Here is a 23584-nt window from a genome sequence, read left to right as displayed (position 1 = left end):
AACGTTCGAACTCGCACGTCTTGAGGCACAGCTACGCCACCCACCTGCTGGAGAACGGAAGCAACATCCGCACGGTCCAGGAGCTTCTGGGGCATACCTGCGTCGAGACGACCATGATCTACCTGCACGTGATGGAAGATGAAAAGGATCAGACGCCGAGCCCGCTGGACGCGCTTTAAGGGCAGCGTATCATCCGTCTGACGAGCGGATGCGACCGGGTGCTACACCCTCTCTAAGGACTGAGTGCTAATCGCATAGCTACGTGAAGAGAAAGGACGGGACTTAAAACGGTTGTGAGCCTTCGGCGGCCTTCATCACAGGTTTGCCGCTTTCGCGGCTGAAGCGCATGGAGAGGAGCGTCGAGACGCCCTTTTCCGGCATGGTTACGCCGAAGACGGTGTCGGCGTTGGAGATGGTGCGCTTGTTGTGGGTAATGATGAGGAACTGCGACTTATCGGTAAAACCGTGCAGTGTATCGCAGAAGCGGCCGATATTGGCGTCGTCGAGCGCGGCATCGATTTCGTCGAGCACACAGAATGGGCTGGGCTTGACCATATAGATACCGAAGAGGAGCGCCACGGCCGCCATGGTGCGCTGGCCACCGGAAAGCAGGGTTACGCTCTTGAGGCGGGTACCGGGAGGGCGAGCAATGATCTCGATCCCGGACTCGAGCGGATCCTCGGAGTCGACGAGCTGGAGGTCGGACTCCCCTCCCCCCGAGATCTTCTCGTAGGTAAAGGCAAAGTTTTTACGCACCTGTTCGAAGGTATCACGGAAGAGGGTCTGCGAGGTCTCGTTGATCTCGTCGATGGTTTCCACAAGTTTGTTCTTTGAATTCCAAAGGTCTTCGCTCTGGCCCTTGAGGAAGTCGTGCCGTTCCTTGAGATCGGCATACTCGCTGATGGCATCGAGATTGACCGGGCCCATGTTGGCGATACGGCCCTTGAGCTCACCGACTTCCTCCTCGATGGCGGACCAGTCGGTCCGGTCCATCTCGGCGAGTTCTTCTTCGTTGGGGTCGCGACGTTCGCCCTTGGGCTGAGCGGCGATCTTGTCGGGGTCGTCCAGGTCGTCGAGGTTGACCCGTTTTTCGAACTCGATGTTGGCCTCCCAGAGTTCGGCCTTCCAGTCGATCTCGCTGAGCTCGGTCTGGTAATCGTCCTGAGCGGTGCTCTGGATAAAGCCGAGCTGTGAACGCTCCTCGGCGAGGCGTACTTCCAGCTTTGTCATTTCCTGATCGAAATTCCGCCCTTCGCTGCGGCGACCGGCGAGGCCCCCGTCGATCTCGGCAATCTCGGCGTCGAGCTTTTTCACTTTCTCGCGGTCGGTATCCAGCTGCTCGGTAGCGACGGCGAGTGTCTTCTCCAGTTCCTCGGTCTTGGCCTGCTCGGCGGACGAGGTCTGCTTGAATTCTTCGATCTGTTCGTTGAGGGTATCGATTTCCTGATTCCGGCGGAGGATGCGATGTTGCAGGTTGGCGGTCTCACGCTGCACTTCGCTCAGGGCGCGGTCGGCGGACTCCAGACGTTGCTTTTTCTCGGCCAGCTCCAAGCGCACATCGGCGAGGGCTTCGCGCTTCTGGTCGCGCACTTCACGGGCGCGGTTAATCTCCTCTTCCAAATCGGTGCCGTTCTGACGGGCATCACCCAGCCCCTTTTCAGCCGCGGCGAGATCCTCTCTGGCGGTTTCCAGTTCCTTGACGGAGTCGCCGTGCTTGGCATCCAGCTTGGCCAGTTCGTCTTCGCTCTCGCTGCGATTGCGGGCGTTTTGCTCGATTTTCTGCTGCTGGTTGCGCTCCTCGGCAACGAGGCCCGAGACCTCGCTGGCCAGTTCCCCCTGACGCTGGCGCTGCTCTTCCACCGTTGCTTCGGCCGCGTTGCGCTTATCCTCGAGGGCGCTGGCTTCTTCGCGGAGGGCATTGAGCTGCTTGCGCTCCGCCTCGATTTCGGTACGGAGTTTGCGAATTTCCGCCTCCCGCTCCAATAAGCTGGAGGACTTCTGCCCGGAATCCTTACCCCCGTGAATCAGGCCACGGCAATCGATCAACTCCCCGTTCTTGGTCGCGACCAACAGGAAGTGAAATTCCGGATTAGCCTTCCAGAATTCAATAAAGCTTTCAAGATTCTCGGCGAAATAACAGTCGCGAAGCAGGCTCTGAACCGGTGACTCAACCGATTCATGGCGGGCCTGGATGACGCTGCCGGCCGCAACGAGGCCATCCGGCAGGTCCTTGACGCCGGCCTTCGCAGCCGCATCCACTGAGACCTGCAGGCAGGCGCGCCCGAGCAAGGCGGAATCCAGCTTACCGATAACCGATAAGGCTTTGGCCGCGTCGCCGATGTAGAGTGCGTCGACCGACGAGCCCAGAAGCGCTTCCAGCGCGCCGGTGTAAGCCGGGTCCACTTTCAACTCCTTGGAGAGAATGGTGACCGCATCCTTGGATACGATATCGCCGAGCTTATCGCCGAGGATCGCCTTGGCGCCCTCGCCGAAGCCTTCGAACTTGGCCTGTAAGCCTTCAAGCACGTTGAGCTGAGCGGTCTTGCGGGCGATGCCCCTGTCCTGCTCCTGGATGCGCTCCTGCAGGCCGCGAAACTGCCCCACAATCTCGCGGGAATCGTTACGCGCCTGCTCGACGGCCGCTTCGCTGGCCGTTTGCTCCGCGCGGCGCTTGGCCAGAAGGCGCTGAATTTCGCTCAAGGCCTGCTCGAGGGATTTCGCCTCTTCCTTGAGCGTAAGGATATTCTCGGTCAAGGAGGCGTGCTTCACCTGGTAGGTCTTCAGATCGACTTCAAGTGTGGTGCACTGGGAACGCGCCCGATTGATCCGGTTTTCGGCATGAAGCACTTCCTGGCGGCGGTTTTGCAGCTCAGCCTCCATCTCACCCAGCTTTTCCTGGGCGGCGACCAGATCATTATTCCGGTCACGGAAGATACGGTCCGAATCATCCACCACGCCGAGGTGCATTTGCTTGTTCTCGGTCTCGCTCTTGGCCTTTTCGGCAAGCTCGGTCTTCTGGGCTTCGAGCTCGGAAATTTCCTTCTTAAACTCGACGATGCGGTTTTCCAGGTCCTTGGCACGAATGCCGGAAAACTCGGACTGGTTCTCCGCATTCTCCTTTTCCGAGCGCAGGGCATAGACCCGCTGCTGCAGCTCTTCCATCTTGTGCGCCAGCTCGGCACGGGTCACTTTCTTCTCCGTGAGCACCGATTCGTCGGACTCCAGGGATTCGGTGTGCGATTCGAGTTTTTTCTTCAGCTCCTCCGCCCGGGTGGCCACCGATTCGATGGACTCGTTCAACTGGGCATAGCGGTAGGCGTTAAAGGAAAGGTCGAGGTGGGTTAAGCGATGCTTGAGGCGCTGATAGCGAAGGGCCTTACTAGCCTGGCGCTTGAGCGAGCCGATCTGGCGGCTCACCTCCTCGATCACGTCGGTCACGCGGGCGAGGTTGGCGTCGACCAGGGCAAGCTTGTTCAACGCTTCTTTACGCTGCGCTTTATAGAGAGTGATACCGGCGGCTTCCTCGAAAATCGTGCGGCGCTCCGCCGGATTGGTGGAGAGAATCTGGTCGATCTGCCCCTGCAGCATGAAAGAGTAGGAAACGCGCCCCACCCCGGTATTGGCAAAAAGCCGCTGGATGTCTTTCAGGCGGGAAACTTTGCCGTTGATGTAGTAATCGCTGCCGCCGTCACGCGTGACCCGGCGGGAGATTTCCACCTCGTTGAACTGGGTGCCGAGTTCGGCCTCGCAGTCGGTGAATGTCAGGGCCACCTCACAGGTGGGCAGTGCCTTGCGCTTATCCGTGCCCTCGAAAATAACATCCTGCATGGACGCACCGCGCAGGGCTTTGGCACTCTGCTCGCCGAGCACCCAGCGAATGGCATCGACGATATTACTCTTCCCGCACCCATTGGGGCCCACCACGGCGGTGACGCCGGGACGAAGGTCGAAGCGGGTGCGGTCCGCAAAACTTTTAAAACCACTGATGACGATCTCTTTGAGATACATGAATACTTAAAAATAGCTGCTTATAGGGTAGAAAAGCCGACAAGAAGAAGCCTCGAAAGCGGACCCCGCAACCCTAAAAGAAGCGACAGAAACAGTTGCCAGTAGGAATTCGGGCAATAGCGTGCAACATACTAAGATTTCACAACTGCAAGATGAGCTTACCCAGAGATTGTTCCCGCGATGAATGGCCCCTCAAGGCCTATAAAAACCTCGATTTCCTCAACAGCGATGCCGCACGCAACATCCGTGTCTTGTGTGAGATGACCGAACCGGGGCTGCGCTTTGCCGAAGAATCGATCCAGGACACCATCGTGCTCTTCGGCTCGGCCCGTCTCCAGCCCGAAGCGGATGCCAAGGAGGCCCTGGAAACGCTGGTGGCCAGCTTTGAGAATCCGGAAGCGCCGACGGAAGCGGAAAAGTTTTCCCAACTGCGCGCGGAATCCGGGGTCAAGTCGGCCCACTACTACAGTTCCGCGGTGGAGCTGGCAGAGAAGCTAACGCGCTGGTCCCTGAAGCGGGAAGCCGAAGGTAAACCCTCCTACACGATCTGCTCCGGTGGCGGACCGGGCATCATGGAGGCGGCCAACCTCGGCGCGAAAAAAGCAGGGGGTAAATCCATCGGGCTGGGCATCAGCCTGCCCTTCGAACAGGGGGTCAATGATAGCGTCCCGGAGGAACTCAAGTTCGAGTTCCACTACTTCTTTGTTCGTAAATTCTGGTTCGTTTCCATGGCCAAGGTCCTGGTCGCATTTCCCGGCGGTTTCGGCACGCTCGACGAACTCTTCGAAACACTGACCCTGGTGCAGACCAAAAAGATCGAGGAAAAACCGATCATCGTTCTTTTTGGCAGTAAATTCTGGAACAGTGTGATCAACTTCGAAGCCCTTGTCGAATGGGGCACCATCTCCCCCGGAGATCTCCACCTCTTCAAAATCATCGATGATGTCGATGAGGCGGCGAAATACATCATCGACGGCCTGACCAAATCCTAGCCGACCTCATCACGCATCCCGCATCCCGTATCCCGCATCCCAGGGGCAGCCCCTACGACTTGCTCAGGAAAGCCCGGGCTGGTAAGCGTCGTGCAAGCGCAGTAGGCCGACCAGCTGCCCGGAATCACGGCCCACCACCGGAAGCACGGAAATCTGGGAGGAACGTTCTTCCATCAGCCGCAGCGCGTCTCCCAGACTTTTCTCCGGTTGGGTCGCAATCGGCGAAACCGTCATACAGGTGCCCGCTTCACGGGCGAGAATATCGCCATCCTCGGAAAGCAAACGGCGCACGTCGCCATCGGTAATCAAGCCTTCCAGCTGGCCCGCCTGATCCACAATACAGGCCGCACCCAGGGGGTGCTTCGTCATGCGTATGACCACTTCGCGCAAGGTATCCCCGGCAGAGGCACAGGCGACCTGATCGACTTTGTGCATGACTTCCGCAACTGTCATCGAGAGGTTTCGCCCTAGTTGCCCGCCGGGATGGTAGGTGGCGAATTCCTCGGCCGTAAAATCACGGGCACGGACCAGGGCAGCCGCCAGGGCATCGCCGATGGCCAAACTCACCGTCGAACTTGAGGTGGGCATGAGGTTGAGCGGGTCCGCCTCCTTTTCGACACTGGAATCGATCACGATGTCAGCCGCCGCCGCAATCGGGGACTTGGTGTTACCCACGATCGCAATCACCGGCGAGTCGAACTTCTTAAACATGGGCATGAGCCGAAGCACTTCTTCCGTGCTGCCACTCTTGGATAAGACGATGGTGGGATCACCCGGCTTGTAGACACCGAGATCCCCGTGAATCGCTTCCGCGGCGTGAAGAAAGACCGCAGGCATGCCCGAACTGGAAAACGTCGCGGCAAGTTTACCCCCAATGTGACCGGACTTGCCGATCCCACAAATCACGAGTTTGGACTTACAGGCCAGGAGCGTCTCAACGGCCTGCTCAAATGAAGCATCCATCCGTTCGGCTGCAATCTGTATCGCAGTCGCCTCGGCCTGCATAGCCTGACGGCCTGTTTCCAGACTGGATGCTGCACGCTCTGACATGATCGATAAAAAAGCCGCTCCCGGGAAATCGAAAGCGGCCTGAAAATAAGTTACAATTTCACCCTAGTAATCCTTGAGAGTAACAAGTCCCCAGAGGAGTGTTACCCGATCACCGGAAAAGTTTTTGCGCTTGTAAAGCTCGTCTGTATGCACCGCAAATGTGTTGGCCGTGGTGGGGCCGTAGTTGTCTTTTTCAATCTTTGCGATGCCAAGCAAATTGGATTCACGGCTGCCCATTTGCGCGCGGCCTTGATCGCAACCGGTAAACCAAAGGGCAGCAGTGGAGAGTGCTAGAAGAGTAACTATTTTAATACGCATAATATAATAAGGGGATTCTTGATGCTTTAAAAGTGGGTGTTCGGATGGTGCTTTGCAAGCGGTTTTTGAATTATTCTTCGTCCAGTAAACCTTCCGTCAGGTCCATGTTGTCGTGCACGGCTTTGACGTCTTCGAGGTCGTCGAGTTTCTCGATCAATTGCAGTACTTTTCGGGCGGTATCCTTGTCTTCGACCGGCACAAGAATATTCGGCAGGTAGGCCAGATCAGAAGATTCGGTCTCAATTTCCTTATCACTCAGAGCCTGGGAAAGTGAATCGTAGTCCGCCATGGGGCAAATGACCTCGTAATGGTCCTCCTGATTCTTGATGTCTTCAGCCCCGGCTTCGAGGGCGACCTCCATCAGTGCCTCCTCGTCGATTTGCTTGGCATCGATGATAAACTGTCCTTTGCGCTCGAACTGAAAGGCCACCGCCCCGACTCCGGCAAGATTACCGCCGTGCTTCGACATCGTGCTGCGTACTTCAGAAGCCGAGCGATTCTTGTTGTCGGTCGTGACCTCGACAATCAGACCGACACCGCCCGCCGCGTAACCTTCGTAGACAATTTCCTCGTAGGTGACCCCGGGCAACTCGCCGGTGCCCTTCTTGATCGCACGGTCAATATTGTCGGCCGGCATATTGGCCTGTTTTGCTTTCTGGATACAGGTCCGCAGGCGGGGATTAAAATCCGCATCGCCGCCGCCATCGCGTGCGGCCAGCGTGAGGTCTTTACTGAGAACGCTGAAAAGCTTGCCGCGCTTGGCATCGGCAGCGCCCTTCGCGCGTTTGATCGTGGCCCATTTACTGTGTCCTGACATAGCTAATAAAAAAACTGATTACTTGTGAACTGAGAACCGGAAAACCGACTAGGTTACTTCTTTTTCCGCGCCTTGCCTCCGTGCTTGGTTTTAGGTTTGGCAGCAGCGGCCTCGGCGACCACCGGTTCGGGGTCGGGACGGCTGTTGATGTATTTTTGCTGCAGAATGGTGAGGATATTCTGCACCGTCCAGTACAGAGTAAGGCCGGAGGAGAAATTGTAGAGAAAGACCAGAAAGATCGCCGGCATGAATTTGAAGATCTTCTGCTGCATGGGGTCCGCCGTCGGCGAGACGGGCATCATGTGCATCTGCAGGAACATCGTCAGACCCATCAGGATCGGCAGGAGGTTGAGCGGGAACCCTCCGATCTCCATAATCGTGTCCGGTTGCGATAGGTCGGACACCCAGAGGAAGGGTTCGTGGCGTAGCTCCGAAGCCGTGCGCAGCATGTAGAAAAGCCCGAGGAAGATCGGCATCTGTATGATCATGGGCAGGCAGCCTGCCAGCGGATTGACCTGATGTTCCTTGAAGAGCTTCAAGGTCTCCTGCTGCATCTTCTGGGGGTTGTCCTTGTACTTTTCCTTAAGCTCGGACATCGGCCCCTGGATCGACGCCATCCGCTTCTGCGAACGACTGGCTTTGGCGGTCAGTGGAAGGAAAATTGTCTTGATGCAGATCGTCATAATCACGATCGACCACCCCCAGCTTGGAACCACGGAGTGGATCGCATACATGAAGGCGAGCAAGAGCTTGCTGAAGAAACCGAGGAAACCGAACTGCATGACGAGGTCCTGCTCGTTACCCAGCGACTGCAGGCGCTTGAATTCCTTCGGCCCCACATAGTATTCGAAGGCAAGCTCGCTGCTGTTTCCGGCGGAAACCGTGCCCAGAGTATAGCCGACACTTCCGGAGATGCCGGGGCTGTCCGGTATGCCATCGCCGTTAGCCTGTACTTCGACCGGGTAAATAAAGACTTCACCGGCAGTTTGCTCGGAAGAAAGCACGCTGGCAAAAAACTGGTTTTTCACAGAGGACCACTCGATCCGGGCGCGTTTGGAAATCTCGTCCTGGGGTGAACTGGCCCCGATTCCCAAAAATCCGGCGCTGCCGGTCAGCTTATTGATGGGGATAAAGTCGGCATCCTCCCCATTGTAGAAGCCCACGTTCAGGTAGTTCGGCTGACTGGACTTGGAGATCGGGCGCGCCGTGCCCAGGTTGAGATAAATCGTGGAAAGCGCTTTGGGCGAATCACTGCGGTTATTGAACGTGGTGCTGTGCTCGATCACGTAGGGATCCTGCCCGTTTTCACCGGAAGCGATTTTGTAGGACCGCCGGATCACCAGGCCGTCACCGGCATCCAGGCCAAAAGTGATGGAATCGCGGGTCTGGCTTTCGATGGTGTAATCGAGATTGAACTCACGCATGGCACCTTCTCCCGCAGCCAGACTCAGACTCAGTGCGGGCAGGTAGCCGCCCTCATTGAAGACGTAATCGTCTTTTTCACCGCGTTTGGTTTGCAGGAAATGTACCTTGCGAATCGCCCCTCCGCGTGTGGTGAACTCGGCCTGAATGTAGTCATTGGAGAGCTCAACCGTCTTCTCTTCAGCCCGGGGCATTGATGACACACTGCTGGCAGCGGGCTCCTCCACTTCCTGCGCGAGCAGGTCCAGCATGGTGCCTGTTGCAGGTTCCGCTTCGACCGTGACCGGAGCCTCCGCAACTGTATTTGCCGGCTCTTCAGATTCGGTCTGCCCGGACGCGGGTATCGGCTCCGTTTGCTCCTGCAGCGCCTGCTCTCGGCGCTGCTCCTGAAGCTGCTGGCTCTGCCAGAACATAAATCCGATCCCCGCAGCAATGAAGACTATGCCTAAAATTGTATTCTTTTTATCCATCTAGATGAGTTTTAAAGTTTGGGGCTATGCCCTGCCTGTTCCCTGTTTTCAAGTCCGGAACAGGATCATAGCCACCTGAGTTCCATGGGTGGCAGCGTAGAATGCGCCCCAACGCCAGGCGACAACCGGAAAAAAAACCGTGCTTAAAGAGTGCCTCACGGGCGTAGCAGGAACAGGTCGGTTGAAAACGGCAGCCACAACCTGCGCCGAAAATCGCATGGATCGCCGGCGACACCGTCAATTGATAGGCCCTGACGCAAAGGGCCGCAATCCGGACGGGCACGCTGAGCTTATTCCTCGGCTGGCTCATTTGGAAGCCTCTCCCGCTTCAGTCCGGCGTACAATTTTCGCACAGGCCCGGGCAAAATGAGCTTCAAGCTCGGCAAAGCTGTAACGATCGAAACCGGAACGCAGAACCACCACGTAGCGGCTACCTGGAGGCAATGTCCCCGCGCTGCGGCGAAAAATCTCCCGCACCAGACGCTTGCCCCGGTTGCGCTTGACCGCATTCCCCACGCGACGACTGGCAATCACCCCGAGCATGGGCCGCGAAGCGCTAGCCTCTCCACCCGGCTGACATTGCACAACAAAAGGCCCGCAGTGGATACGATGCTCCGATCTGCGGACCTGTTGAAAATCGCTCTGTTTGCGCAGGCGCTGTGAAGCCGGTATGCCCATGCTTCTCAAAAACCACGCGACTCGCTGCCAACCTTATACGGAGGCAGACAAACGGTAGCGACCCTTGGCGCGACGTGCAGCCAGCACTTTGCGGCCGCTGTGTGTTTTGTTGCGAGCACGGAAGCCGAACTTGCGTGCGCGCTTGAGCTTGGAAGGTCTGTAGGTTGGTTTCATAACTATATAAGCTTGGAAATTGGAAAAGCGGGAGAGGAAAAACTTTGCCTCCCCTACTGTCAAGGCCTCAGAGCCTGGTTTTTCGTCATTTTTCCCGGACAGGAGCCGTATCTTAAAAAGACGTAAATCCTTGATCCTCAGACTTGTTACTTGCTTATACTTTAATGGCTTATAGCAATAAGGATACAAGATATCGAATCATGGCAAATCTAAGCTCCAAATCAGGATCCTCCGGCAAAGCCGGCAAGAAGCGTAGTTTCATGGAAGGGCAAAGGCTCGCGAAGCAGAAGTCCTACGAAAAACAGGCCAAGCGTAAAAAAGTCAAACTGGAGGAGTTGACCGTTTTCACGCAGCAGCTCGCCGCCATGCTGGAAGCCGGCCTACCTCTGGTGGGAGCCCTGGAAGCGCTGGAAGAACAAACGGAAAACCCGGTGTTTCAAATTATTATTCGCAACGTAAAGAACGAAGTGTCGGCCGGCCGCTCCTTCTCCGACTCTTGTTCCGATTACCCGAGAGCGTTTCCCAATCTTTTCGTCTCCATGGTTGAAGCTGGTGAAGCCAGCGGTAGTCTCGCCGAGATTCTGGATAAGACCTCGACCTACTTTGAGGATACGGTCAAACTGATGAAGCAGGTTAAAGGCGCATTGGTCTACCCGGCTGTCGTGATCGGCCTGGCCATCATTCTGGTGAATGTCCTGCTGGTCTTCGTGATTCCCGTCTTCGCCGACATGTTTACCGACTTCGGGGCGGAACTGCCCAAACCCACTCAGTTCCTCATTGGACTGAGCGATTTCCTCAAGTCCTACATCATCTTCCTGCTTGTCGGGATGTTTGGTGTTTTCTGGATGATTAAACGATTCTGCGCCACACCCAAAGGCCGTGTGATCAAAGACAATGTGATCACCAAGCTCCCCGTGATCGGAGAACTCGTACGGAAAGTGAATCTTTCCCGTTTCTGCCGTACCTACGCCATTCTCATGCGTTCGGGCGTCCCGATCCTGAAGACTTTGGAAATCACTTCCTCTGCCTCCGGAAATACGTTTGTCGAGCGGGCGTGTAAAAACATCGCCAAGCATATTAGTGCGGGTGGCCAGGTCTCCGAAATTGTCGCGGAAGACCCCTACTTCCCGCCCATGGTCAAACACATGAGCCGCGCAGGTGAGCAAACCGGTAATGTCGACGGCATGCTGGTTAAAGTCGCTGATTTCTACGACGCGGAAGTCGAAACCCTGGTCGCCGCCCTTACCTCCCTGATGGAGCCCTTGCTGATCACCTTCCTCGGTGTTGTCATCGGTGGTATCGTTATGGCCATGTTCCTGCCGATCTTCCAGCTCTCCAGCGTGGTCGGCTAATACCACACCTATTTCACGCCCGGCAACCGCATCGAAAGCAAGGGGCCAGGGGACTGGCTCTACTACATCTAAATGTAGCTATGGCAGTCCACTGCCGTCTCTATGGCTAGCTTTCTGTAAGGAGCCAGGGGACTCGCTCTGCTACATAAAACTATTTAAGCCAGAATTAAATCGAAGCGGTTTTATACCAGTGCCGAACTTTTATCGGTAATACGAACCCCCGAAACAGAGTTTGCTCCGCCATCTCGGTAAAAACTTCGTCGAGGCCACGTGGCCTCGCTTGTCAAAGCGGGGTGTTCGAGATGCGACATTTGTCTTTTTGTCAGTAAAAGTCAGTCGATGGTATTGGAAAGTTTGTCCTTGTAGCGACCTTGCGAGAACAAGGTCGCTAGATCTATGCCAGCGATAATCGACGGCACTATCGTGCCATCGCGACAAGCGAGCCTACAGCAGTTGGGCACTTGAAGCTTTCAGCACAGGGGTAGCGGAAAAAGCGCGTTTTCCTGCTGCTGGACGTAGGTGACCCGCTTCAGCCGGTCACCCGGACTGGAAAGTGCTGCCGTTTGGCCGATTCGAGTCGCACGGCTATAAGCAGAGCGACTACATTAAATACGCTTATTTTAGTGCCATTCGGCCTAAGCGGCGTTCGCCGAGCCACCCTTCTCGTCGGACTTCGACGCATTGCTCTTCTTACCGCCTTTGCGAATTTTGAGCTTGGGCTTACCACGGCCTTCCACCACCGAACGGTTGATCACAACTTTCTCGACATTCTCGACCTGTGGCAGGTCATACATGACGTCCAGCATGATCCGCTCCATGATGGAACGTAAGGCGCGGGCGCCCGTCTTGAGCGTAATGGCCTTTTCCGCGATCGCAGCCACGGCATCCCGAGTAAAATGAAGGTCCGCGCCTTCCATGGAGAAGAGCTTGGAGTACTGCTTGACCAAAGAATTCTTGGTATTGCGTAAAATATGCTCCAAATCTGAACGACTCAGTTCATCCAGCACGGCCACCATGGGCAGACGACCAATGAATTCGGGAATCATACCGAAATGAACGAGGTCTTCGGGTTGGGTCTCGCGCAGAAGTTCGCTTACCGGCACTTCGCTTTGATGGCGGTTATGCATGGTATCAAAGCCCATCGCTTTGGAACCGATCCGGCTTTGAACAATCTTATCGAGATCGACAAAGGCACCGCCGCAAATGAAAAGTATGTTGGAAGTATCCAACTGGATATACTCCTGGTTCGGGTGCTTACGCCCGCCCTGAGGCGGCACATTACAAACCGTACCTTCCAGAATCTTGAGAAGTGCTTGCTGGACGCCCTCACCGGAAACATCCCGCGTAATCGACACATTGTCAGTCTTGCGGCCGATCTTGTCGATTTCGTCGACGTAAATAATTCCGCATTCGGCTTTTTTCACGTCGTTGTCGGCCGCCTGGAGAAGACGCAGCACGATGTTCTCGACGTCTTCGCCCACATAGCCAGCTTCCGTCAGTGTCGTCGCGTCGGCGATGGCAAATGGCACATCGAGCATTTTGGCCATGGTGCGGGCCAGTAAAGTCTTACCGCTGCCCGTGGGCCCAAGTAAGAGGATATTACTCTTCTCGATCTGAACATCCGCAAACTCATCGTCTTTGCCGTTTAATCCCGATGCGGGCTCGTCGGACCGGAGGCGCTTGTAGTGGTTGTAGACTGCGACAGCCAGAGCCTTCTTTGCGTAGTTCTGCCCGATGATATGTTCGTCGAGCCGGGCTGTGATTTCAGCAGGCTTGAGCAGATTGAAGCGCTCGCCACGCTTGCCCCCCTGCTGCTGCGCGGCTTCCTGACCATCGGAAAGCTCGCGATCAATGATGGTTTTACACACGGATACACAGGAATCGCAGATGTGCACGCCGGCAGGGCCGGCAATCATCTTACGAACTTCGTTCTGCGCTTTTCCGCAGAACGAGCAAAAAGTCATGCGTGTGGATTTAGCCATGATGAAATGATACGAAAAATAAACCTGCTTGTGAAGGCCCGACTTGAAGTCGACTTCAGGACTAGGCCGAGTGCTTGCTCTCAATCACCTTGTCGACGATGCCGTATTCCAGTGCGTCCTGCGCGGTCAGGTAAAAATCGCGATCCGAGTCGGCGGCAATTTCTTCCGCCGTCTTCTTGGTGTGGCTCGCAATCAATTCATTCATCCGCTCGCGCCAGCGAACGATCTCGCGGGCGGCTATTGAAATATCGGAGGTCTGCCCGGTGGCGCCACCTGTCGGTTGGTGCATCATCACGCGACTGTTGGGCAGCGCGTAACGTTTCCCTTTCGTGCCGGCAGCCAGCAGCAGGGTCGACATGCTCGCGGCCTGCCCGACACAATAGGTCACGACATCGCACTGAAGAAAGTTCATGGTGTCGTAGATCGCCATTCCGTCGGTCACACTGCCGCCGGGGGAGTTGATGTAGAGGCTGATATCCTTCTTCGGATCCTCCATCTGCAGAAAAAGCATCTGCGCGATCACGGCATTGGCCACGAAATCATTGATCGGGGTGCCGATGAAGATGATACGGTCGCGAAGCAGGCGACTGTAGATATCCCATGCGCGCTCGGTGCGACCCTCGCGTTCATAGACTGTTGGTAATGGAACGTAACTCACGCAGTCAACATGTAGAGAGGCCGAAGCGAATATCAACTGCTTTTACAAATTCTGTGGCAAAGAACTACTTCTCGCTGTCTTCAACCGACGGCTCGACCGTTGCACGCTCAGCCTTATCCACCAGAAGATCCATGGTTTTGCCCAGAACAATCTCACTGCGCATACGGTTGATCCGGCTTTGGTCCTTTTGGAGTTCCTTCACCAGCTTTTCGGGCTTCTGGCCGGTATTCTGAGCTTCCATCATGATCATGCGGCTGAAATCATCCTGTTCGGCTTTGATCTTCTCCTTCTCCGCAATCTTGCTCAGAATAAGGCGGGATTTCAGGCGGTCATGTGCCGCCTTGCTGGCCCCTTCGTGGAGCTGCTCCTTGTGCTTTTCGAATTCCTCCGCGGAGACGCCCTGCTGCATGTTGCGCTGCATGAAGTCGCGCAGCACTTCTTCCGTCTCGCTTTGCACGCCGCTTTCGGGGACCGGAAAATCAACCGCTTTAATCAGGGCTTCGGTCACCTGTTGACGCTCGCCGTTCGCGTTTTGCTGCTTCTTCTGGTTCTCGATGTTTTCGGCAATCGCCTTGCGCAGACCGGCCTCATCTTCGACGCCGAGACTCTTCAATAGCTCGTCGTTGAGTTCGGGGAGTACCTTCTCACGCACCTCCTCAGCCTTCAAGCTGTAAGTAGCGGTCTTTCCGGCGAGAGCCTCGGGCTTGAAATCCTCGGGAAATTCCATGGTGACTTCCTTTTCGTCCCCTGCGCTCATCCCGACCAGACCGTCGACCACGGCGCGCACACCGGGCGCATCTTCAGATCCGGCTTCCTCCCAGGTGACTTTCTGGGTGCCGAACATGGGCGTATCCGGCACAAGGTCAGCGACAAACTCGTCACCGATTTTGCCTTCGTAGGAGCAACGTACGTAGTCCCCTTTCTCTGCCGCCTTCTCCACAACATTGTACTCGGCACGCTGGTTGAGAATCTGGGTCAGCATCTTGTCGATGTCCTCCTCGGTGGCCTCAGTCGGTTCACTGGTGACACGGATCCCCTCGTACTCAGGCAGCTCGAATTCGGGCACCACATCGACGGTAAAGATGATCTTGGCATCCGAACCAGGGGCGATTTCCCCATCCTCGAGGTCGACGATGTTGAACACTTCGAAGTCAGCTCCGCCGACACCCTCCTGGTGCGCCTGTGAGATGACCCGCTGCTTGAGTTCCTGGTTAATATCCTTGGCGAAGCGGGAGCGCACCATTTTCTCGGGTGCCTTGCCCGGACGGAAGCCGGGGATCTTCGCCTGACGTTGAAAGTCCTTTACCAGAGCAGCCTCCTGCTCGGTCACCTCTTCGGAAGTGAAGCTCACGGTAATAGTCTTGCGGGTCTCGTTGATGTCTTTGACGTCGGTTTTCACGGTGCTCATAATTTAAAGTTAGCGGATCCGGCAAACTGGGTTCCCCGGAGAAAAGCGGAGCAATAAAGGGGAAAGGCATTTTTCGGTCAATGCCTATTGCGCTTAATTTTACTGAGGCCGATGGTATCCTCTAATCGAGCAATTCCTCGGCGTGAGCACGGGCCGAGGCGGAATTGCGGTCCCCCAACATGCGCGCCAGTTCGGCGAGACGATCCTCGCGGGTCGCGTGAATCGGGGCAATGGCCACCGTGGTGGAGTCCTCGTCCTGCGATTTGGTGACGATAAAGTGATTCTGCGCCAGCGAGGCGACTTGCGGCAGGTGGGTCACACAAAGCACCTGATGTTCCGCAGCCAAGCGGGCCAGTTCGGCACCGACCGCACGGCCCACTTCGCCGCCGACGTTGGCGTCCACCTCGTCGAAGACCAGCAGCGGCGTGGCATCGGCCTCGGCCAACACGGTCTTCAGCGCCAGCATGACGCGAGCCGTCTCGCCACTGGAGGCGATTTTGTTCAGAGGCAACAACTCCTGACCGGCGTTGGGCGAAAAGACAAAGCGGCAATGGCTGTCGCCCCGCTCGTGCAGTCCTGCATCACGCAGCACCTCAATCCCCAGTTTGGCTTTTTTGAATCCAAGTGCCTGCAGCAACTTGGCCGCTTTCTCGCCGAGCGACTTGGCCGCTTTTTCACGGGTCCCGGTCAATTTCGCAGCGGCTTTAGCCAGATCTTTCTCCATCTTGGCTGCAGCGTCGCGCTTCTCCTTTAAAACGCCTTCGATATCGCCCTGAATGGCGATCTTCCCGGCCAGTTCTTCGCGCTTGGCCAGGACGGATTCGACACTGCCCCCGTACTTCCGCCGGACTTCCTGCCAGAGGTTCATGCGTTCGTTCACGGCTTCCACCTCTTCCGGATCAAAGTCCAAATCACCCGCCATACGCTCGACTTCCGAGCCGAGGTCCTGCAACTCGATCTGCAAACTGCGGGCGCGCTCCAAGAGAGACGCCGATTCGTTATCGAGCTCGGCCAATGCCTCCATCCGCCCGACCACGGTCATGAGTTGCTCACTCACACCCTGTTCGCCAACCATGCCCTCGGCGCACTCGCTGGCGATGGCCGTCAATTCCTGCGCACTCGACATCCGCGTGTAATCCCGCTCCAGCGCTTCGATCGAATCCTCACTCACCTCAACAGCGTCGATCCTGGCGATCTGTTTGCGCACAAAGTCGAGTTCGTCCTCATCCAGGCGCTCGCTGCCCTCAAGCTCATCAATTTCCTTCAAGGCCTCGCGCCAGGCACGAAAATCGGCGGTGTATTCTTCCACTGCCTTTAAATTACCGGAGTATGCGTCCAGCATTTCCAACTGACGCTTCTCCTGAAACAGCTTCTGCGGTTCCCCGGGACCATGGAAATCGATCCATGACTCACCGAGTGATTGCAACTGAGTGAGGGTGGCCATGTTGCCGTTAATCTGCACCCGTGGCATCTTACTGCGGTGGATACTGCGATAGAGCAGGAGCACACCGTCTTCGCAGATCGGCAAGCCCGCGGCTTCAAGCAGCGCATCGATGGCTGCGGTGTCGTCAAAATATAAGGCCGCCTCAACCTCCAGCCGATCCTGTCCCTGCCGCACCAGAGACTTGTCCGTACGGGCCCCGGAGAGTAGACTCAACGCCCCGAGTAAAACGCTCTTACCCGCGCCTGTCTCCCCTGTCACCGCAGTGAAGCCGGGCTCGAACTCAAGCCGCACCTCATCAAGCAGCGCGAGGTTTTTTATGCGAATATATTGAAGCATGGGATGCGTTAAGTCTTAGGAAGAGGAATCACGAAGTTTTTCAAAATAAAATTTTCCAACAAGCCTTAACACGCATCGCCAGCAAAATCCGGCCCCAAGGTAATCGCTGCCCATCCGCCTAACCGCCACAAGCAGGTCAACAACGTACTCGCACCGCTTTCCTGTCCGCCGTAGCTATATGTGAAGGCGGAAGCCATGCGAACCGAATCGGCCTTGCGGAACCGATTGTCCGATCGGTTGACCGGCTAAAGCAGGTCAACGACAGGAGCAGCATTTACGGCGCCTCCGGACCAGGAACGCCGAAAAACAACTGCATGACGAACGTGAGCGGAAAAATACTCACGAGAAACGTTAAGATCAGACAGAAAAACGCTTTCATTAATGAGAGGCGGAGCGCGACCGCCAAACATGAAAGTAAAATGACAAAGCCATAGACAATCGCAGCAAAGAACAGGGGAAACATCTGCCGGGCATCGCCACTGGTTGCGGTTACCAGAACAAGTAAAAGTCCGAAGAGCCCGGCCCAGGGCAAAAGTCCCCACCCCAATGCGGTGCGGACATCGACCAGCTCAGCCCCTCCCCCGAACCAGCGACTGAAATTCCGGAGCAACCAGCTGAAAAGATAAAGCCCAGCCACCCCGACAAAAGCACCGAGCAGCAGCAAGCCCGGGCGAGCAGAGCCCTGCGCGGCAAATGCCGGCCAGACTTGCACCACGCCAAATATGGCCGCGATGAACACAGCGACGCTTCGCCCCTTGCCAGAGGCAATTAGACCTTGCAAGGTCTGACCCGGCTTATACCAGAGCGTGATCAAGGGATTTGGACTGCTCGTTTCTGTCATTTCTTTTTTTTTGCAGGCAAACCGCTCTGCCCACGCCTAGCAAGCCTCTGTCCCGATAAAAATCTGTATGCTTACCATTTCACAAATCAGCAAAGGCTTCGGCCCGAAAGTCCTGTTCAGCGATATTTCCTTTCGTTTGCAGCGCGGCGAGCGTGTCGGCCTCGTCGGCCCGAACGGTGCCGGGAAAACCACGCTGTTCAATATCGTGCTCGGGCAAAGCGAGCCGGACTCGGGGGAAATCGAGACAGAGCGCGACCTGCGCATCGGCTACCTGCCTCAGGAGAGTGCTCCCGCCGGGGATGAAACCGTGACCGAGCTCGCCAGCTCCATCACACCGGAGTTGTGCGAGATCTACAAAACCCTCCGCCAATTTCCCGACCCCGAAGCACCCGAGCGACTGTCTGCGATGGAGCGCTTTGTCGAACTGGACGGCTATAAACTGGAAGCACGGACCAAGCGCATTCTCGCCGGGCTCGCCTTCCGCTCCGACGACTGCGACAAGCCCGCCCATACTCTCAGCGGGGGCTGGATCATGCGCGCGCACCTGGCCCGGCTGCTCGTCATGGAGCCGGACCTGCTCATGCTGGACGAGCCCACCAACCACCTCGACCTGGAAACACTGGGCTGGTTTCAAAACCAGCTCAAGCGCTACCCCGGGGCTATTCTGACCATCTCGCACGACCGCGAATTTTTAAATGCGGTTTGCGACGGCATCGCCGAGATCGCCCATGGCAAGCTGCACCGCTATACCGGCAACTACGAACATTACCTGAAAGAAAAAGCCGAACGGGAAGCCCAGCAACTGGCCGCCTACAAAAACCAGCAGCGTGAGATCGCCCACCTTGAAGACTTTGTCCGCCGTTTCCGGGCCAAGGCGACCAAAGCCAGTCAGGCCCAGGCGCGCCTCAAGCAGCTCGAGAAAATGGAGCGGATCGAAGCTCCGGAAAGTGCCGCCGACACCATTCATTTCAAGTTCCCCCAACCCGACCGCAGTGGCCAACGGGTCGCCACACTCGAAAAGGTGGATCAAGCCTATGGTGACCACCGGGTCTACTCCGGTCTCGACCTGAAAATTGAAAAAGGCCAGCGCATCGTGCTGGTCGGACCAAACGGCGCGGGTAAATCCACTCTGCTTAAAATCCTCGCCGAGCAGGTGCCGATTCAAGCGGGTACCCGGGAGCTCGGGCTCAATGTGAGCGTGGGCTACTTCTCCCAGCAACGCGTGGAGGTGCTCGATCTCGAACGCACGGTCCTGGACGAGGCCATGGAACGGGTGGAGGGAGGCATGAACGAGCAAAGCGTTCGTACGGTCCTCGGCGCTTTCCTTTTCCGCGGAGATGAAGTTTTCAAGAAGGTCAAAGTTCTCAGCGGGGGTGAGAAAAGCCGGTTGGCACTGGTGAAGCTGCTTCTGGCCCCACCCAATCTGCTTTTACTCGACGAGCCCACCACCCACCTGGACATGCCGAGTATCGACGCCCTCGTCTCCGCCCTGAAAGACTACAGCGGCACCCTCCTCTTCGTGAGTCACGACGTGCACTTCATCCGCGCCATTGCCGAGGAGACCATCCAAATCCAGGCGGGAAAAATCACCCACTATCCCGGTGACTATGATTATTACCTGCGCAAATCCGGAACCAGTTCCGAACAGGAAGGCCTGGTCGCAGGCCTGAAAAACGCCCGCCCGGATGGCAGCCTGGCGACCGAGGGCGAGCACAAAGCACTCAGCGCCAAGGAGCGCAGGCGAATCGCGGCCGAAGAACGCAAGGCCGCCTCCGCCGCCCGCAAGGATATTGAACGAAGAGTCAATCGCCTGGAGGCGGAAATTATGGAGCTCGAAGAGCAACAGGGCGAAATCTCCAAGCAACTGGAGGACCCCTCCAGCTACAGCGACCCCGAGGCCGCCAAAGAGCTCAATGTTAAAGCCGGACGTGTGGCAAAATACCTGGAAGAAAAAAATTACGAATGGGAAATCGCCGCCGGTGAACTCAGTGCGCTGCAGTCCTAGGTATTAATTTCCTGCGATGAAGAGGACGGATTTGGCAGACGGTAAAGCGCCACCTGCATGGGTTTCATCATGCCTCACCATAAGCGATCGTAGCGGCTGCGCTTGCGCATGCCAGTGCCTACTTGAGGAACATCCAGAAAATGTTTCCGAAGCCCAGACTCCTAAACGCAACACATCAAGGGGATGAAATATATCCAGATTATCCAGTTCCCATACTGGCACAGGTAATGCGCAGCCCCTACGCGAGCGTCAGGAGGCAAAATTAATATGAACTTGGACAGATCGGAGAATTGGGTTAGTTTGCGCCATCATGCAAGAAGACGGAAATTTAGACTCCTTTCGCTCCGCGTTGAATGACAACCACGATTGGCCCTGCCATTACACCTTTAAGTTCATCGTACCGAAAAAACAGTCGGAAACGGTGCTCGACCTCTTTGCCGACGACCCGGTGCAGGCCAATGAGTCCTCCAGCGGTCGCTTCATCGCCTACACGATGGAAATATACGTACACTCCTGCGACGAAGTTATCGCCCTTTACCAGCGTGTTTCTGCCGTCCCCGGAGTGATTTCCCTGTAAGGATTCGGGAACAAATTCTGTTTGGTCCGCCTCAAACCTTCATGAGAAAACGTTTACTACCATCATTCGGCCTGCTGTCCCTGATTCTCTCGCTATCACTTTCCTGCACGGCCCAGGAAAAAGAATCTCCCAATACCATGTTGTCTGAAGAAGAAAAAGCCTCGCTCGAAACCGCAACCTTTGGCGCCGGATGTTTCTGGTGCGTGGAAGCCGTTTTTGAAAACCTCGACGGCGTCAAGTCCGTTGAATCAGGTTATATGGGTGGCGAGACCGAAAATCCGACTTACCGGGAAGTGAGTATGGGGAATACCGGACATGCGGAAGTCACCCGGATTTATTACGACCCGAAAGTGATCTCCTACAAGACTCTGCTTGATTGGCTCTGGCGCTCACACGACCCGACGACTTTGAATCGCCAGGGAGCCGATGTCGGCACACAATATCGCTCGGCAATCTTCTACCACAGCGATGAGCAGCGCGAGATTGCCGAAGCTTCCAAGGAAACGGCTCAAAGTATGTTTGACTCGCCCATCGTGACCGAGATCACAGCGGCGTCGGAATTCTACATCGCGGAAGACTACCATCAGGATTATTACAAACTGAACAAGTCCGCGCCCTATTGCCAAATGGTGATCCGTCCGAAGCTGAAGAAATTGGATTTGGAGTAAGTGGGGTCATTTAGCCTATGCCTTACAAAACTGAGTGGCGAAACCGTGGCGTCTGCTGGACCTACACCGGTACAGTGAGCGGCGAGGATATTCTAAAGTCCAATTTAGACATCTACGGCGACGAACGATTTGACGATCTGAAATACCAGATCGTCAACTTGCTGGAGGCTGAAAAAATAGAGGTCAGTGAACGGCACATGCAAAAAGTCGCCCACTTGGATGCGGCCGCGGCACGAACAAATAAAAGAGTTCGAGTCGCTGTGGTTGCGGCTGACAAAGATGCAAGGTTACTGCACGAGCTCTACGTCAAACATCTAAGCGATGGCGGTTGGACTTCGAAGTTATTCGACTCGATCGAATCCGCCGAGGCTTGGGTCAAGTGATCCCGCCCCAGACACCTCGAAACCCAAAAGAGGCTGCCACTAGTACGACTTGGCGAAAACGACGCGTTTGCCCGGCTTGCCAGTAAAGATACAAGGGACCTCCTCGTCTGCCGTTGCGTTGGGGATACAGCGAACGGTGACTTTGTGCTCTTTGGCAATCTTGTCTTCCAGTTCCGGGTCGCAACAGAAACCGACTGAAGCAAAACCTGCATGAATCTCCGGGTCTTCCCGGTTTTTCGGCGTGAAGAACTCGACGAAGTCAGCCTCGCTGGTGATCTCACGCGAATGCTCATCGCGGAAGGCTTTGGCTTTTGCCAGAAGGTTGTTCTGAATTTCCTCGAGTAAGGCTCCAATCCCGCCGACAAATTCGTCGCGGTTGATGGCCTCCTTGTCTTTGGGCGCGCGGTCACGACGCCCCACGAAGACGGCGTTTTTCTCCATATCACGGGGACCGACCTCGACGCGGACCGGGATGCCCTTTTTCACCCAGCCCCAGGTCTTCTCGCCGCCACGGATATCGCGGTCGTCAAGTTCGACTTTGACCCGGCCATCGAGGAAAGGCTGTGCTTCAAGATCCTTCTGCAATTTCTGACAGTATTCCAGCACGGCGGCACGGGTCTCTTCCTTTGGCGTGACCGGAATAATGACGAGGTGCGCTGGCGCGATCCGTGGAGGAAGGACCAGTCCATCGTCGTCGGAATGGGTCATAATCAAGCCACCAACCAGACGTGTCGAGACGCCCCAGGACGTGGTCCAGGCATATTCCTCCTGCCCCTCGGCACTGAGATATTTAATCTGGCTGGATTTGGCAAAGTTCTGCCCGAGGAAGTGCGACGTGCCAGCCTGTAGCGCCTTGCGATCCTGCATCATCGCCTCGATCGCGTAAGTCACATCAGCACCGGGAAAGCGCTCGGCTTCGGTTTTTTCCCCGGTGATCACCGGCATGGCCAGGAACTCCTCCGCAAAATCCGCATAGATATCGAGAATTTTGCGGGTTTCTTCCATGGCCTCGTCTGCGGTGGCATGCACGGTATGCCCCTCCTGCCAGAGAAACTCGGCAGTGCGGAGAAAGAGGCGCGTGCGCATCTCCCAGCGGACGACATTGGCCCACTGGTTGATCAGGAGCGGAAGGTCACGGTAGGACTGCACCCACTTGGAAAAGAGTTCTCCGATAATGGTTTCGGAAGTTGGTCGTACGATGAGTGGTTCTTCAAGTGGCCCGGCCGGTTGTAGTTTCCCCTCGTCATCCGCCTCCAGACGCGAGTGCGTGACCACGGCACATTCTTTCGCGAAGCCCTCGACATGGTCGGCCTCCTTCTGGAGATAGCTCATGGGGATAAAGAGCGGGAAGTAGGCATTGCGGTGACCGCTCTCCTTGAACCGGCGGTCGAGTTCGCGCTGGATATTCTCCCAGATAGCGTAGCCCCATGGCTTGATGACCATACAGCCTCTGACCGGAGAGGTTTCCGCCAGATCGGCGGCTTTGACCACCTGTTGATACCATTCGGGATAATCTTCCGAGCGCGTGGGAGAAATTGCGTTTTTAGCCTGCTTCGCCATAGAAATTGTATTTTTGAAATATAGTCTTGGTTGGTTAGGGGTTACGCTAGCGGATGTCCAGTCTGGAGGAACTGCAAGGCACTCGAGGCATCTCATACAGGCGGGACGTCTGTTCTACGTCGCACAGGCGTCCCGCCTGTGTCACACTGGAACGACCGAGTTACCAGGGCTTGTCCGGACGGTGCTCGCCCAGCCATCCCCCGCGAATAAAGTCGGCAATCGGCTCGGCAATACCAGGAAAGAACTTGGCGATCAAAAAAACGCAGGCGCAGAAAGCGGCGAAGAGTAACAAGCCCTTGCCCGCGCTCTTGAGAATTTTGATAAAAAGAATCAACAGGACAACGAGTATGATCCACCCGATCAGGTTACCCGAAAAAATCAGCTCTTTAATACTGTCCATGCCTAGTAAGTCTCTAAGTCCTCGGTTATATGGCAAGTCTA

22 protein-coding genes are annotated in these 23584 nt (G+C 56.1%); 7 read left to right on the top strand and 15 right to left on the bottom strand.

Features of this window, described 5'->3' with window-relative positions:
• Window positions 1-20: 20 nt before the first annotated feature.
• Entirely contained in the window at window positions 21-179 is a 159-nt protein-coding gene (locus DDZ13_RS13840; RefSeq protein ID WP_343192837.1) for a tyrosine-type recombinase/integrase, read from the top strand.
• 103 nt (window positions 180-282) lie between these two features.
• On the opposite strand, the gene smc is transcribed toward DDZ13_RS13840, so the two are convergent.
• Entirely contained in the window at window positions 283-4008 is a 3726-nt protein-coding gene (gene smc / locus DDZ13_RS13835) for a chromosome segregation protein SMC (RefSeq protein ID WP_110132055.1), read from the bottom strand.
• Between the two features lie 152 nt (window positions 4009-4160).
• Here smc and DDZ13_RS13830 point away from each other — a divergent pair, with 152 nt between their 5' ends.
• Window positions 4161-5000, top strand: coding sequence for an LOG family protein (locus DDZ13_RS13830; protein ID WP_110132054.1), 840 nt, complete (start codon window positions 4161-4163; stop codon window positions 4998-5000).
• 63 nt (window positions 5001-5063) lie between these two features.
• Here DDZ13_RS13830 and DDZ13_RS13825 read toward each other — a convergent pair whose 3' ends face one another.
• The 7 genes from DDZ13_RS13825 to rpmH all read right to left on the bottom strand — a co-directional run bounded on the left by DDZ13_RS13825 (window position 5064) and on the right by rpmH (window position 9929).
• A complete protein-coding gene (locus DDZ13_RS13825) occupies window positions 5064-6050 on the bottom strand; it encodes a KpsF/GutQ family sugar-phosphate isomerase (RefSeq protein ID WP_110132053.1) in 987 nt (328 codons plus the stop codon).
• A gap of 63 nt (window positions 6051-6113) precedes the next feature.
• Window positions 6114-6368 (bottom strand): hypothetical protein, encoded by a 255-nt coding sequence (locus DDZ13_RS15365; protein WP_146209377.1) that lies wholly within the window; start codon window positions 6366-6368, stop codon window positions 6114-6116.
• A 70-nt stretch (window positions 6369-6438) separates the two neighbouring features.
• Entirely contained in the window at window positions 6439-7185 is a 747-nt protein-coding gene (locus tag DDZ13_RS13820; RefSeq protein ID WP_110132052.1) for a YebC/PmpR family DNA-binding transcriptional regulator, read from the bottom strand.
• A gap of 53 nt (window positions 7186-7238) precedes the next feature.
• A complete protein-coding gene (gene yidC / locus DDZ13_RS13815; RefSeq protein WP_110132051.1) occupies window positions 7239-9077 on the bottom strand; it encodes a membrane protein insertase YidC in 1839 nt (612 codons plus the stop codon).
• On the bottom strand, window positions 9070-9387 hold the full coding sequence (yidD, locus tag DDZ13_RS13810) for a membrane protein insertion efficiency factor YidD (RefSeq protein WP_110132050.1): 318 nt from the start codon (window positions 9385-9387) through the stop codon (window positions 9070-9072). Before yidD ends, yidC begins: the two co-directional genes overlap by 8 nt.
• Complete coding sequence (rnpA, locus tag DDZ13_RS13805) at window positions 9384-9755, bottom strand: ribonuclease P protein component (protein WP_110132049.1); 372 nt, start codon at window positions 9753-9755, stop codon at window positions 9384-9386. The genes yidD and rnpA overlap by 4 nt, the downstream gene beginning before the upstream one ends.
• Window positions 9756-9788: 33 nt before the next feature.
• On the bottom strand, window positions 9789-9929 hold the full coding sequence (gene rpmH / locus DDZ13_RS13800) for a 50S ribosomal protein L34 (protein ID WP_110132048.1): 141 nt from the start codon (window positions 9927-9929) through the stop codon (window positions 9789-9791).
• Between the two features lie 200 nt (window positions 9930-10129).
• On the opposite strand from rpmH, the gene DDZ13_RS13795 reads away from it, so the two are divergent.
• Window positions 10130-11281, top strand: a complete 1152-nt coding sequence (locus tag DDZ13_RS13795; RefSeq protein WP_110132047.1) for a type II secretion system F family protein — start codon at window positions 10130-10132, stop codon at window positions 11279-11281.
• Between the two features lie 635 nt (window positions 11282-11916).
• Here the strand turns inward: DDZ13_RS13795 and clpX are convergent.
• The 5 genes from clpX to DDZ13_RS13770 all read right to left on the bottom strand — a co-directional run bounded on the left by clpX (window position 11917) and on the right by DDZ13_RS13770 (window position 17923).
• Complete coding sequence (gene clpX / locus DDZ13_RS13790; RefSeq protein ID WP_110132046.1) at window positions 11917-13263, bottom strand: ATP-dependent Clp protease ATP-binding subunit ClpX; 1347 nt, start codon at window positions 13261-13263, stop codon at window positions 11917-11919.
• A 61-nt stretch (window positions 13264-13324) separates the two neighbouring features.
• Entirely contained in the window at window positions 13325-13921 is a 597-nt protein-coding gene (locus tag DDZ13_RS13785; RefSeq protein WP_110132045.1) for an ATP-dependent Clp protease proteolytic subunit, read from the bottom strand.
• Window positions 13922-13985: 64 nt separating this feature from the next.
• A complete protein-coding gene (gene tig / locus DDZ13_RS13780; protein WP_110132044.1) occupies window positions 13986-15329 on the bottom strand; it encodes a trigger factor in 1344 nt (447 codons plus the stop codon).
• 121 nt (window positions 15330-15450) lie between these two features.
• Entirely contained in the window at window positions 15451-17109 is a 1659-nt protein-coding gene (gene recN, locus DDZ13_RS13775; RefSeq protein ID WP_110132043.1) for a DNA repair protein RecN, read from the bottom strand.
• 274 nt (window positions 17110-17383) lie between these two features.
• A complete protein-coding gene (locus DDZ13_RS13770; protein ID WP_146209376.1) occupies window positions 17384-17923 on the bottom strand; it encodes a hypothetical protein in 540 nt (179 codons plus the stop codon).
• A 94-nt stretch (window positions 17924-18017) separates the two neighbouring features.
• Here DDZ13_RS13770 and abc-f point away from each other — a divergent pair, with 94 nt between their 5' ends.
• From abc-f to DDZ13_RS13750, 4 genes are all read left to right on the top strand, one after another.
• Complete coding sequence (gene abc-f, locus DDZ13_RS13765; protein ID WP_110132041.1) at window positions 18018-19955, top strand: ribosomal protection-like ABC-F family protein; 1938 nt, start codon at window positions 18018-18020, stop codon at window positions 19953-19955.
• A 310-nt stretch (window positions 19956-20265) separates the two neighbouring features.
• Entirely contained in the window at window positions 20266-20532 is a 267-nt protein-coding gene (locus DDZ13_RS13760) for a DUF493 domain-containing protein (protein ID WP_110132040.1), read from the top strand.
• 41 nt (window positions 20533-20573) lie between these two features.
• Entirely contained in the window at window positions 20574-21200 is a 627-nt protein-coding gene (gene msrA / locus DDZ13_RS13755; protein WP_199221135.1) for a peptide-methionine (S)-S-oxide reductase MsrA, read from the top strand.
• 17 nt (window positions 21201-21217) lie between these two features.
• Window positions 21218-21583, top strand: coding sequence for a hypothetical protein (locus tag DDZ13_RS13750; RefSeq protein ID WP_110132038.1), 366 nt, complete (start codon window positions 21218-21220; stop codon window positions 21581-21583).
• A 39-nt stretch (window positions 21584-21622) separates the two neighbouring features.
• On the opposite strand, the gene proS is transcribed toward DDZ13_RS13750, so the two are convergent.
• Together proS and DDZ13_RS13740 are read right to left on the bottom strand one after the other, a co-directional pair.
• Complete coding sequence (proS, locus tag DDZ13_RS13745; RefSeq protein WP_110132037.1) at window positions 21623-23143, bottom strand: proline--tRNA ligase; 1521 nt, start codon at window positions 23141-23143, stop codon at window positions 21623-21625.
• 160 nt (window positions 23144-23303) lie between these two features.
• On the bottom strand, window positions 23304-23543 hold the full coding sequence (locus DDZ13_RS13740; RefSeq protein WP_110132036.1) for a hypothetical protein: 240 nt from the start codon (window positions 23541-23543) through the stop codon (window positions 23304-23306).
• Window positions 23544-23584: the final 41 nt, after the last annotated feature.

The sequence above is a fragment of the Coraliomargarita sinensis genome, from assembly GCF_003185655.1.
In the GTDB taxonomy this organism is placed as follows: domain Bacteria; phylum Verrucomicrobiota; class Verrucomicrobiia; order Opitutales; family Coraliomargaritaceae; genus Coraliomargarita_B; species Coraliomargarita_B sinensis.
The sequence above is the reverse complement of the archived record's forward strand: the minus strand, read 5'-3'. Positions and strand labels throughout refer to the sequence as shown.